Raw genomic sequence first — 11,719 nt, 5'->3', positions numbered from 1 at the left:
GCACCGGCGCGGAGTGAATCCGGCAAGGAAATACCGCGCTTGCCGCAGCAAAACTGGATAATCTGACAAAAACGCATCCGACCTCTTGCATTGCAGGGGGCCGGATGCTATTATATTCACTGCAAGAACACTTGTGTTTGTGAGGTGAACAAGTTGGAACGCCGCTTTTATCTGGTAGATGCGCAGGTGCTGCCTGAGGTTTTTCTCAAGGTGGTGCGCGCCAAGGAACTTCTGGCCAGCGGGGAGGCACGCAGCATTTCCGCTGCCACCCGCGCAGTCGATCTTTCGCGCAGCGCTTTTTATAAGTATAAGGACTGCATTTTTGACTCCGAGAATGGCCGTGAGGTGATCACCGTCATGGCTACTCTGCGGGATGAGACCGGTGCACTGCAGAGCCTGCTGGCCGGCATCAGCGCCGCAGGTGCAAGCATTGTGACCATCAACCAGTCCACACCGGAAAACGGTGCCGCACTGGTGGCAGTCACCATCCGCACCGATACCATGCAGATGACTCCCGAAGAGCTGACCGAAAAACTTTCGCGTCAGCGTATGGTGGTAGGCGTGCACTGCGGGTACAATCTGTAAGCAGTCTTCAGAAAACGAGGGAGAACAACAATGGCTAAAATTGCAATTCTGGGCTTTGGCACGGTGGGCAGCGGCGTGTACGAGGTACTGTGCCGCAACGCTGCGGGTGTCTCCCGCCGTGCAGGTGAGCCGGTGGAGGTCAAGTACATCCTTGACCCGAAGGATTTTTCAAACCATCCGGATGCACACCTGTTTATAAAGAACTTCGATACCATTCTGGAAGACCCGGAGATCAAGGTGGTGGTGGAGACCATCGGCGGCACCCGCTTTGCGTATCCGTATGTAAAGGCCTGCCTTGAGAGCGGCCGCAGCGTATGCACCTCCAACAAGGAGATGGTGGCCACCTACGGCGCAGAGCTGCTGGGCCTTGCCAAAGAGCACGGCTGTGCCTTCCTGTTCGAGGCTTCTGTGGGCGGCGGTACGCCCATCATTACCCCGATGCACCAGTGTCTGGCGGCAAACGTCATCACCGAGGTGGAGGGCATCGTGAATGGCACCACCAACTTCATGCTCACCAAGATGGTGCGCGAAAATCTGGGCTTTGACGATGCGCTGAAGATCGCGCAAGAGCTGGGCTACGCCGAGACGAAGGACCCCAGCGACGATGTGGACGGCCGTGATGCCTGCCGCAAGATCGCCATTCTGTCCTCGCTGGTGTGCGGCCATCAGATCTACCCCCAGAACATTCCCACCCGCGGCATCCGTGCCATTACCACGGCAGATGTGGAAGCGGCGGAAAAGCTGGGCTGTGTGATCAAGCTGATCGCATGGATGAAGCGCGGCAAGGACGGCAGCGTGGCTGCCGGTGTGGAGCCGTGTCTGGTGCCCAAGGCAAACCAGCTGGCCAGCGTGGACGATGTGTTCAATGCAGTGCTGGTCAAGGGCGATATGCTGGGCGACGTGGTGTTCTACGGCAAGGGCGCAGGCAAGCTGCCCACCGCCAGCGCCGTGGTGGCCGACGTTGTGGATGCCCTGAAGCATGGCTCCAAGGTGCACGACAGCCTGTTCTGGCAGCCTGCTGAGCCGGTGGAGGGAATGCTCACCGACCCGGCTCCTGCTGCATATTATGTGCGTGTAGCAGGCATTGCTCCGGCGGTGGTGGAAGCCATCTACGGCTATGGCAGGGTGGTGGACGAACGCTACGAAGGCTGCGCTTACTTTGTGGAGCGCGCCGACGAAAAGGCACTGGCCGAAGCAGCCCGCAAGGTGGAAGCCGTGGGCGGCAGCGTGAAACTGGTGCTCAAGCGTCTGCCGGAAGAAAACTGATAACGGAATAAGGAAAGGTGCGGCGGCTATGAAGATCAAGGTTTCTGTCCCGGCCACCAGTGCAAACATCGGCTCCGGCTTTGATGCGCTGGGTCTGGCGGTGACGCTGTATAATACGGTCACCTTTGAAGAGAGCGAAGTGCTGGATATCTCGTCTGCGGACGGTACCCGCATCCCGCGCGGTGAATCGAACCTCGTGTATCGTTCGGCAAAGGGCCTGTTTGAGAAGGTGGGCAAGCAGATCCCGCCCCTCAAGATCACCCAGACGAATCCCATCCCCATGGCGCGCGGCCTTGGTTCTTCCTCGGCCTGCATCATTGCGGGACTGCTGGGTGCAAACCGGATGCTGGGCGATGTGCTCAACACGCAGGAGCTGCTCACGCTGGCTACCTCCATTGAGGGCCACCCGGATAACGTGGCCCCGGCTCTTCTGGGCGGCCTGACCAGCAGCGTGTTCGAGGAGGGCAAGGTGTACTCGGTCAAGCGCAATGTGGACGAAACGCTGTGCTTTGCCGCCATCGTGCCGGACTACAAGCTGCTGACGGAAGCCGCTCGTGCGGCCCTGCCCAAAGAGGTCTCCCACAAGGACGCGGTATATAATCTTTCGCGCGCTGCGCTGGTGCCCGCCGCCTTCTGCGAGGGCAGACATGACCTGCTGGCCATTGCCACCGAGGATAAGCTGCACCAGCCCTACCGTATGCCGCTGATGCCCGGCTCCAAGGAAGTGTTCGATATGGCACGCCTGTGCGGGGCAAAGGCTGTTTACGTTTCCGGTGCGGGCAGCACCGTGATGGCCGTAGCGGAAAAGGCGGAGGCCGAAAAGTTCTATTCCAAGCTGGAAAAGGGTCTGGAGCTGCTGGAAGGTCTGGACGGATGTGAAGCATTTACATTGCTGCGTTTGGATGCCGATAACACCGGCGCAACGGTGGAATGATAAATGGGTAAGGGAAGTGCAAGGCGCTGCTGACCGCTTCCGCCCGGTGTACCCCCTTTTGACAAAGGGACAAAAAGAGGAGAGTGACAAGATATGGCGTTGATCGTACAGAAGTTCGGCGGTTCTTCGGTGAAGGACCGTGACCGTATCTTCAACGTGGCACGCATTGTGGCAAACACCCACAACGCGGGCAATGACGTAGTTGTGGTGGTGTCCGCTCAGGGCGATACCACCGATGACCTGATCGCCAAGGCTGGGGAGATCACCCACAACCCTTCGGCCCGTGAAATGGATATGCTGCTGGCTAGCGGCGAGCAGATCAGCATTTCGCTGCTGGCCATGGCACTGAATGAGCTGGGCTGCCATGCCATCAGCCTGACCGGCTGGCAGGCTGGCTTCCGCACCGACCGCGCCTATACCAAGGCGCGCATCACCCGCTTGGAGACAGAGCGCATCTCTTCTGAGCTGGAGCGCAACCGTGTGGTCGTTGTGGCGGGCTTCCAGGGCCTGAACAAGATGGATGACATCACCACTCTGGGCCGCGGCGGCTCCGACACCAGCGCTGTTGCCATTGCAGCAGCCCTGCACGCAGACCGCTGCCAGATCTTTACCGATGTGGAAGGCGTTTACACGGCCGACCCGCGCAAGGTGCGCAACACCCGCAAGCTGGATGAGATCACCTTTGACGAGATGCTGGAACTGGCATCTCTGGGCGCACAGGTGCTGAACAACCGCAGCGTGGAGCTGGCCAAAAAGTATAATGTGGAGCTGGAGGTGCTCTCCAGCCTGAATCCCGTGCCCGGTACGGTGGTCAAGGAGGTTACAAAAGACATGGAAGGTATGCTGATCAAGGGTGTCGCAAAAGACACTGATGTTGCTGTTATCACGATTCTGAACGTTCCCGATGAGCCGGGCATGAGCTTCAAAATCTTCGGTCTGCTGGCCCAGAAGAACATCAACGTGGACATCATCCTGCAGTCCACCGGCCGTGACGGCAAGAAGGATATCAGCTTTACCTGCTCTGAGGGCGAAGCCGATCTGGCCATGCGCGTGCTGAAGGAGAGCGCACACTTCAACGATGTGAGCGTGGACACCACCTGCGCCAAGGTCTCCATTGTGGGTGCCGGTATGCAGAGCCACAGCGGCGTTGCTTCCAAGATGTTTGAGGCACTGTCCAACAACAACATCAACATCAAGATGATCTCCACCAGCGAGATCAAGATCTCCTGCATCATCAACCGCGACGATGCCGACAAGGCTGTTTCTGCGATCCACGATATGCTGTTTGACTGATTTGTAAAAAATGAATTTTGTGCGCTGTACAGTTTCTTTGGAAGCTGTACAGCGCTCTTTTTGTTAACGGCCTCGCCCTCTCAGTCGCTTACGCGACAGCTCTCCCAAAGGGCGAGCCTCTGGCGAAGAGAAAAACTTTCTGGTTCTGCCAAGGCCTCTCACTTTGGGAGAGGTGGACGCGAACAGCGTGAGCGGACGGAGAGGGCAAGGCCGCTGACGAGGACGGTCATACTTATTTTACACTTCCGGCGTTTACACAAAATGCAAAGGGGTGTATAATATACACTGTATCTGTGCGGCGCAGTGCGCTGCAAATTCTGCAAAAGGAGCTGCAACGCACCATGGAACCGACTGATAGAAATGCTGCAAAGCCCCGCCTGACCCGCGCTCAGTGGAAGCGCCGCAAGCGGCTGCGTCTGGCCCGCAACTGGGCCATTCTCATTCTCGTCTGCGCCGCCATTGTGGCGCTTATGACCAAAGGCATTCTCTGGCTGCTGCCAAAGGTGAACGCCATGCTTGCAGGGCCGCAGAGCTTTGATGCGGCCAGCTACGATGGCACCGGCTACAGCTTTGATGCTGACGATGAGCGTTTTGTGCTGGTGAACACCAATCTGCCTTTTGCCGAGGAACCCTCTCCGGCCCTTGCCGATGCCGATGAAGCCAGCGGTATCCAACTGGAAGCCGAAGCAGCTGCAGCCTACCAGAAAATGGCTGCGGCTGCGGCCGAGGACGGCGTTGCACTGGTGCTGACGGCAGGCTATCAGGACGCAGATGTCCGCAGCGCGGCCTATGAGACGCAGAAGCAGCAGTATCTGGAAAAGGGCAAAACCGAGGAAGAAGCCGCCAGCCTTGCGGCAGATATCCAGCCGCCTGCGGAATGCAATGATCACGGCACCGGCTATGCGGCGGATATCCTCAGTACAGACTACCCGACCCGTGATACCGGCTTTGATACGACCCGCGCCTACGAGTGGCTCACCGCCTACGCCGCCGAATACGGCTTCATCCTGCGCTACCCGCAGGACAGGCAGGCTGCTACCGGCGTGGTGTTTGAGCCGTGGCACTGGCGGTATGTGGGCGTTGAAAATGCCCTTGCCATCCGTGCCAGCGGCCTGAGTCTGGAAGAATTTCTTGCCTTGCAGAAGGCATCATAAAAATAAAAGCTCCCTGTGAAAGCAGGGCGGAGGAACAAATTGGAACGTACTCTCATTGCGCCGGGTGTGCATCTTTCCTGTGACCCGGCGGAAAAATTCAACCGCTGCCGCATCAGCGTCCACTTTGCCTTTCCGGCAAAGCGGGAAACGGCCACAGCACATGCGCTGCTGCCGCTGGTGCTGGAGCGCGGCTATGCCGACTGCCCGGATATGACCCGCCTGACCAAAAAGCTGGCCAAGCTCTACGGTGCAGACCTCACAGTGGATGCCCGGCCCATGGGCTGCAGCCACAACCTGTGTGTTAGTGTTACCGGCATCAAGGATCAGTTTGCGCTGGAAGGGGAGACCCTTACAAGGGAATATGCATCCATTGCACTGGGTGCGGCCTTTCACCCGTATTTTGTGGGCGGCACTTTTGATCCGGAAGCCGTGGGCATTGAAAAGCAGATGCTGAAAAAGGCGCTGGAAGATGAGATCAACGATAAGCGCCTTTACTGCCTACATCAGGCCAACCGGGAATTCTTTGGCGACAGCCCGGCGGGTGTGCGGCAGGAGGGCTATCTGGAAGAGGTGGAAGGCCTGACACCGGAACAGCTTACCGCAGCCTATTACGAGATGCTGCGCACCGCCAACATTGAACTGCTCGTGCTGGGCTGCACGGCAGAGCAGACCGCTGCGGTAAAGGATGCACTGCTGGCAGAGCTTGCGGCAATTGACCGCGCACCGCTGCCGCTGGCAGAAAACATTGCCATGCCCCGCCGGGAGCCGGTGCACAAAACCGAAACCTATGATATGGTGCAGGCGAAGCTCTGTATGCTGTTCACGCTGGGCGAACCCATGCGCACCGAACAGCTGGCTGCTGTGCGCCTTGCCATGGCGCTGTACGGCGGCAGTGTGACCAGCCGCCTGTTCCTGAATGTGCGCGAGCGTGACCACCTGTGCTACTATTGCTCGTCCTCGTTCCAGAGCTTTACCGGAAGCATGGCTGTGAACAGCGGCGTGGAGCACGCCGACGCAGCCCGGGCAGAGCGGGCCATCTTGAAGGAACTGGCCGACCTGTGCGATGGCCCCATCACCGACGATGAATTTGAGGACTGCCGTCGGGGTCTGCTGAGCGGGATGCAGGGGGTAGAGGATACCTTGGGCGGCATCGAGACATGGTATTACATTGAAGTGCTGCGCGGCGGCGACCCGGCCAAGGTGCAGACACCCGCCGAAGCCCGCGCCGCTCTGCAGGCCGTGACCAAGGACGACGTGCGCGCCATCCTGCGCAAACTGACCCTCTCGGTCAGCTATCTGCTCACAAAGGAGGTGGCCGCTCATGCCGCAGAATAACCAGACCCTGCTGGAAAAGACCGTGGCTGACCAGTGGCAGACCCTGCCCTCCGGACTGACCGTTATCGTGCGGCCCATGCCGGGTTATTCCAGCACCCATGTCATTTTTGCTACCCGCTTTGGCTCCATTGACCGGGATTTCCGGCTGGACGGCAAAGAGGTGCATCTGCCTGCAGGCGTGGCACACTTCCTCGAGCACAAGATGTTTGAAGATCAGGACGGCGACGCCTTTGCAAAGTATGCCAAGACCGGTGCCAATGCCAACGCATTTACCAGCTTTGACCGCACCTGCTACCTGTTCACTGCGACCCAGCAGCTGGATGAAAGCTTGGATGTGCTGCTGGGCATGGTGACTCATCCGTACTTTACCGAGCAGACCATCGCCAAGGAGCAGGGCATCATCGGGCAGGAGATCAAAATGTACGATGACAGCCCGGACTGGCGGCTCATCACCGGCCTGTTCGAGTGCTTGTACCACGAGCATCCCATCCGCAGCGATATCGCGGGCACGGTGGAGAGCATTGCTGAGATCACGCCGGAGATGCTTTACGACAGCTGCAAAGCCTTCTATGCACCGGGCAATATGGTGCTGGCGGCTGCCGGCGACACTACCATGGAGCAGATCCTGGCTGCCTGTGAGCGCCACGGCCTGATGAGACCGCGCAGCACCGAAAGAGTGCAGCGGCTGTGGAAGCCGGAACCCATGACGCTGGCGGCAGCCCATAAGACCCTGAAAATGCCGGTGTCCAAGCCCTGCTTCGGCGTGGGCTTCAAGGAGAAGCCGTTGCCCCCGGACGATCTGCGCACTGAAGCGCTGTATGATCTGATCCTGAGCTGCATCACAGGCGGCATGTCGCCGCTGTACCGCCGTCTGTACGACGGAGGCCTTGTGAACCCCGGCTTTGGCGGGGAAGTGCTGCGGGTGGACGGCTGCTGCTGCATCCTGTTCACCGGCGAGAGCGATGCCCCCGATGCCGTGAAGCAGATGCTTCTGGACGAGATCGCCCGCATCCGTGCCGCGGGTGTGGACCGGGAGATCTTTACCCTGTGCAAGAACGAAAAGTACGGCCAGCTGATCGAAAATCTGGAAAATGTGGAGGACTCGGCCAGCCAGATGGCAGACTTTGCCCTCTCCGGCCAGACGGTGGCGCAGCAGATCACCATGCTGGCAGGGCTGACTGCCGAGGATGCGGACGCTGCGCTGCAGCACATCCTCAGCACCGACCGCATGGCTGTGATGGATATTTTGCCAGATGGCACTGCGCCGCTGGCCGAGAACGAGGAGGAAGCAGAATGACAAATCTGGTGCAGTTCCCGGGGCTGGGCCTGAGCTTTGAGATCAACCGCGTGGCCCTTTCCATTGGCGGGTTCAATATTTACTGGTATGGCGTGTGCATTGCCTTTGGCATCTGTCTGGCGCTGGTATTTGCGTTCCGCCACAGCATCGAGTTCGGCGTGGACCCGGACAGCATGGTGGACGTGATCTTGATCGGCATCGTGCTGGGCATTGTCAGCGCCCGCGCTTACTATGTGGCCATGGCACCCTTTAAATACGAAAGCATCTGGGAGATGATCGCCATTCGGGATGGCGGCCTTGCCATCTACGGTGGCATCATCGGCGGCTTTCTGTTCGGTGGCTTGGCCTGCAAACGGCGGGGCGTGCCGGTGCTGCCCATGTTCGACCTGACCGCTATGGGTTTTCTGCTGGGACAGGGCTGCGGCCGCTGGGGCAACTTCTTCAATCAGGAGGCCTTCGGCTGCAATACCACCCTGCCGTGGGGCATGTTCAGCGAAACGACCCGCGCTTACCTGATGGGCAGCACAGTCACGGCCCAGAGCGGCGTGACCATTGACCCGAATCTGCCGGTGCATCCCACCTTCCTGTACGAAAGCATCTGGTGCTTCGTGGGCTTTCTCCTGCTGTTCCGTTATATTAAAAAGCGCAAGTTCAACGGTGACATTGCCCTGCGGTATATGATCTGGTACGGCGCGGGCCGCTTCTGGATCGAAGCCCTGCGCACCGACAGTCTGATGCTGGTGCCCTCCATTGGTCTGCGGGCATCCCAGCTGGTGGCAGGTATCGCTGTGGTAGTCGGTGTGGCTGCGGAAATTTACTTCACCCACAAGTTCAAGGACAAGCCCCTGATGGTAAAGCTGGCAATGACGGCGGACAACAAAGCCGCAATCAATAAGCTGAGCAAAGGAAAAACTGTTATCAGTCTGATGACGGATACAGATACTGAACTGCTGGCCTCCAGCCCGCGCAAGCTCTTCGTGGAGCGCACCGAAGCGTATAATGCCGAAGTAAAACGCACCATCGCGGAAAGCAGAAAGACGGAAAAATAAAAAATCCTTCGGAAAGAGGAAAATTCCTCTTGCATTTCCATCGTTTTTTTGCTATAATATTCTAGCCGCATGGTGTGGGCGCCTGAAATGGCCCAGTGTAAGGGCCTGCCTTTACGACCAGCGAGTACAACGAAAAGGAATGAACAAAATGTACGCAATCATTGTTACCGGCGGTAAGCAGTACCGCGTGGAGCAGGGCGACATCGTCTACATCGAAAAGCTGGACGTTGAGGCCGACTCCGAAGTGAAGTTTGATCAGGTTCTCGCTATTGGCGAGGAGGGTTCTGTGAAGGTTGGCGCTCCCGTTGTTGAGGGTGCTACCGTTACTGCCAAGGTCATCAAGAATGGCAAGGGCAAGAAGCTGAACATCATCACCTATCGCGCAAAGAAGCACAGTGCTCGCCGTATGGGCCATCGTCAGCCCTTCACCAAGGTTGAGATCACTGCGATCAACGGCTAAGGAGGTAAATTACAATGGCACATAAAAAGGGCGTAGGCAGCACCAAGAACGGCCGCGATTCCGCAGCACAGCGTCTGGGCACCAAGCGTGCAGACGGTCAGTTCGTTCTGGCCGGCAACATCCTGGTTCGTCAGCGTGGCACCCACATCATGCCGGGTGAGAACGTTGGCAAGGGCAGCGATGACACCCTGTTTGCTCTGGTGGACGGTACCGTCCGTTTCGAGCGCGTGGGTAAAGACGGCAAGAAGTGCAGCGTCAAGCAGTAACTTCTTTCGGATAACTGCAAAACGTAGAGAGCCGGACCCTCGTGGCCCGGCTCTTTTTGATGAAGAATTCTCTTTTTGACTGTCTGGCAGAAACTCCCCCAGTCGCCTGTGGCGACAGCCCCCTCGGGGAGGTGGCATCGTGCAGCGATGCCGGAAGGAGTTCCCGGCAAGGGAAGGGGAATAAACGAACATATAAAACTAAGGAGGGGCTGTATGGCAGCACAAACCAACTTTATCGACATCGCCACGATATGGCTCCACGCGGGCAAGGGCGGCGACGGTGCGGTGAGCTTTCACCGTGAAAAATTCGTGGCCGCTGGCGGCCCGGACGGCGGCGACGGCGGCCGCGGCGGCGATATCATCTTTGTGGTGGACGATCACCTGACCACCCTGATGGATTTCCGCTATAAGCGCAAGTATGTGGCCCCGGAGGGTGGCAAGGGCGGTGCAAGCCTGTGCCACGGCAAAAACGCGGAGAACCTTGTCATCAAGGTGCCGCTGGGCACCGTCATCAAGGACGCCGAGAGCGGCCTTGTCATTGCGGACCTGTCCGACCATACCCCAGTCACCATTGCAAAGGGTGGCCGCGGCGGCTACGGCAATGCGCATTTTGCCACTCCCACCCGACAGATCCCCAAGTTTGCAAAGCCCGGTATGCCCGGCGAAGACATTCAGGTGACGCTGGAGCTGAAGCTGATCGCCGATGTGGGTCTGATCGGCTTCCCCAATGTGGGTAAGTCCACCCTCATTTCCACCATCAGCGCAGCCAAGCCTAAGATCGCAAACTACCACTTCACCACGCTGGTGCCCACGCTGGGCGTTGTGTCCGTGGCGGAGGGCGCAAGCTTTGTCTGCGCCGACATCCCCGGCCTGATCGAGGGTGCCAGCGAGGGCATCGGTCTGGGACATGACTTCCTGCGCCATGTGGAGCGCTGCCGCCTGCTGCTGCATGTGGTGGATGTTTCTGGCAGCGAGTGCCGTGAACCCATTGAGGATTTTGAAAAGATCAACGAGGAGCTGGCAAAGTTCAGCCCTGTGCTGGCTGAGCGCCCGCAGATCGTCATTGGCAACAAGTGCGATCTGGCCACCGAGGAGCAGATCGAAGCTTTCCGCAAGTATGTGGAGGGCAAGGGCTTGACCTTTGTGCCCATCTCCGCCGCTACAATGCAGGGCGTGAAGGAACTGCCGGGCCTCGTGTATAACCGCCTGAAGGATATCCCGCCGGTGCCGGTGTTTGCTCCCGAGTACAAGAAGCCCGAACCCAAGGCCAACGACCGTGCGTTTGAGATCAAGCGCATGGAAGCCCATGTGTGGAGCGTGGAAGCCCCGTGGCTGGAATACATTCTGGCCGGCAGCAATGTGGACGACTACGAAAGCCTGCAGTTCTTCCAGCGTCAGTTGGGCGAGAGCGGCATTCTGGACGCTCTGGTGGCAAAGGGCGTGCAGGAGAACGACACCATTCTCATTGGCGATTACCAGTTCGATTATATCTTCTAAAGAAGAACCCTCTCCGTCAACGCTGCCGCGCTGCCACCTCTCCCGAAGGGCGAGGTTTCACGCATCTAAAAAGTACGTGCAATAAAAGCTCCCCCTTTCGGGGGAGCTGGCGAGCGGATGCGAGTCTGAGAGGGTTGGAGAATATTTATGAACGAACCTGAAAAGATCGACCCGCGGGAGCTTAGCCCCTTGGCGCTGGCCTTTGTGGGCGACAGCGTGCTGGAACTGCTGGTGCGACAGCGTCTGGTGGAGCACCACCGCCTGTCTGCCGGAAAGCTCAACGCAGAAAAGGTCAAATACGTCTCGGCCCGGGCACAGTTTCGGGAGGAACAGCTGCTGGAGCCGCTGTTCACTGAGGACGAACTGGCCGTGTTCAAGCGGGGCCGCAACGCCAGCAAGGCCAGCGTGGCAAAGCACGCTTCCCCGGAGGAATACCGTGCTTCCACCGGCTTCGAGTGCCTGCTGGGCTGGCTGTATCTGAACGGTCAGCTGGGCCGTGTGCACGAGCTGTTTGAAACACTGTGGCAGCAGTTCGACCCCAACGAAAAATAAAAACGCGAAAGCCCGCTGCTTTCCGCACTGG

General features: G+C 58.6%; 12 protein-coding genes. All 12 read left to right on the top strand.

Annotated features, from left to right (window positions below):
• Positions 1–144 precede the first annotated feature (144 nt).
• The 12 genes from J3348_RS10950 to J3348_RS10895 all read left to right on the top strand — a co-directional run bounded on the left by J3348_RS10950 (position 145) and on the right by J3348_RS10895 (position 11,688).
• Complete coding sequence (locus tag J3348_RS10950) at positions 145–585, top strand: ACT domain-containing protein (RefSeq protein WP_005945891.1); 441 nt, start codon at positions 145–147, stop codon at positions 583–585.
• Between the two features lie 30 nt (positions 586–615).
• Positions 616–1,851 carry a homoserine dehydrogenase gene (locus J3348_RS10945; RefSeq protein WP_005945893.1) on the top strand — a complete coding sequence of 412 codons (1,236 nt, stop codon included), beginning with the start codon at positions 616–618 and terminating at the stop codon, positions 1,849–1,851.
• Positions 1,852–1,879: 28 nt separating this feature from the next.
• Positions 1,880–2,785, top strand: coding sequence for a homoserine kinase (gene thrB / locus J3348_RS10940; RefSeq protein ID WP_097781703.1), 906 nt, complete (start codon positions 1,880–1,882; stop codon positions 2,783–2,785).
• 93 nt (positions 2,786–2,878) lie between these two features.
• Entirely contained in the window at positions 2,879–4,078 is a 1,200-nt protein-coding gene (locus J3348_RS10935; protein ID WP_005945897.1) for an aspartate kinase, read from the top strand.
• Between the two features lie 341 nt (positions 4,079–4,419).
• On the top strand, positions 4,420–5,232 hold the full coding sequence (locus J3348_RS10930) for a M15 family metallopeptidase (RefSeq protein ID WP_207698982.1): 813 nt from the start codon (positions 4,420–4,422) through the stop codon (positions 5,230–5,232).
• Between the two features lie 39 nt (positions 5,233–5,271).
• Positions 5,272–6,567 (top strand): insulinase family protein, encoded by a 1,296-nt coding sequence (locus tag J3348_RS10925; protein WP_242702966.1) that lies wholly within the window; start codon positions 5,272–5,274, stop codon positions 6,565–6,567.
• Entirely contained in the window at positions 6,554–7,864 is a 1,311-nt protein-coding gene (locus tag J3348_RS10920; RefSeq protein ID WP_207698980.1) for a pitrilysin family protein, read from the top strand. The genes J3348_RS10925 and J3348_RS10920 overlap by 14 nt, the downstream gene beginning before the upstream one ends.
• Complete coding sequence (gene lgt, locus J3348_RS10915; protein WP_207698979.1) at positions 7,861–8,913, top strand: prolipoprotein diacylglyceryl transferase; 1,053 nt, start codon at positions 7,861–7,863, stop codon at positions 8,911–8,913. The genes J3348_RS10920 and lgt overlap by 4 nt, the downstream gene beginning before the upstream one ends.
• Before the next feature lie 148 nt (positions 8,914–9,061).
• Complete coding sequence (rplU, locus tag J3348_RS10910) at positions 9,062–9,373, top strand: 50S ribosomal protein L21 (RefSeq protein ID WP_044954216.1); 312 nt, start codon at positions 9,062–9,064, stop codon at positions 9,371–9,373.
• 14 nt (positions 9,374–9,387) lie between these two features.
• Positions 9,388–9,639 (top strand): 50S ribosomal protein L27, encoded by a 252-nt coding sequence (gene rpmA, locus J3348_RS10905; protein WP_005945908.1) that lies wholly within the window; start codon positions 9,388–9,390, stop codon positions 9,637–9,639.
• A 213-nt stretch (positions 9,640–9,852) separates the two neighbouring features.
• A complete protein-coding gene (obgE, locus tag J3348_RS10900) occupies positions 9,853–11,136 on the top strand; it encodes a GTPase ObgE (protein ID WP_097777632.1) in 1,284 nt (427 codons plus the stop codon).
• A gap of 147 nt (positions 11,137–11,283) precedes the next feature.
• Positions 11,284–11,688: a ribonuclease III domain-containing protein gene (locus tag J3348_RS10895; protein WP_005945912.1), complete on the top strand. Its 405-nt coding sequence runs from the start codon at positions 11,284–11,286 to the stop codon at positions 11,686–11,688.
• The last annotated feature ends 31 nt before the right edge of the window (positions 11,689–11,719 follow it).

It is taken from the genome of Faecalibacterium sp. Marseille-Q4896 (genome assembly GCF_017377615.1).
Lineage (GTDB): Bacteria > Bacillota > Clostridia > Oscillospirales > Ruminococcaceae > Faecalibacterium > Faecalibacterium taiwanense.
The sequence above is the reverse complement of the archived record's forward strand: the minus strand, read 5'-3'. Positions and strand labels throughout refer to the sequence as shown.

Excerpts from the sequence above, each read along its gene's own strand:
- lgt (WP_207698979.1), top strand. The coding sequence starts at position 7,861 with ATGACAAATCTGGTGCAGTTCCCGGGGCTGGGCCTGAGCTTTGAGATC.
- J3348_RS10895 (WP_005945912.1), top strand. The coding sequence starts at position 11,284 with ATGAACGAACCTGAAAAGATCGACCCGCGGGAGCTTAGCCCCTTGGCG.
- J3348_RS10945 (WP_005945893.1), top strand. The coding sequence starts at position 616 with ATGGCTAAAATTGCAATTCTGGGCTTTGGCACGGTGGGCAGCGGCGTG.
- J3348_RS10935 (WP_005945897.1), top strand. The coding sequence starts at position 2,879 with ATGGCGTTGATCGTACAGAAGTTCGGCGGTTCTTCGGTGAAGGACCGT.
- thrB (WP_097781703.1), top strand. The coding sequence starts at position 1,880 with ATGAAGATCAAGGTTTCTGTCCCGGCCACCAGTGCAAACATCGGCTCC.
- rpmA (WP_005945908.1), top strand. The coding sequence starts at position 9,388 with ATGGCACATAAAAAGGGCGTAGGCAGCACCAAGAACGGCCGCGATTCC.
- rplU (WP_044954216.1), top strand. The coding sequence starts at position 9,062 with ATGTACGCAATCATTGTTACCGGCGGTAAGCAGTACCGCGTGGAGCAG.
- J3348_RS10920 (WP_207698980.1), top strand. The coding sequence starts at position 6,554 with ATGCCGCAGAATAACCAGACCCTGCTGGAAAAGACCGTGGCTGACCAG.
- obgE (WP_097777632.1), top strand. The coding sequence starts at position 9,853 with ATGGCAGCACAAACCAACTTTATCGACATCGCCACGATATGGCTCCAC.
- J3348_RS10930 (WP_207698982.1), top strand. The coding sequence starts at position 4,420 with ATGGAACCGACTGATAGAAATGCTGCAAAGCCCCGCCTGACCCGCGCT.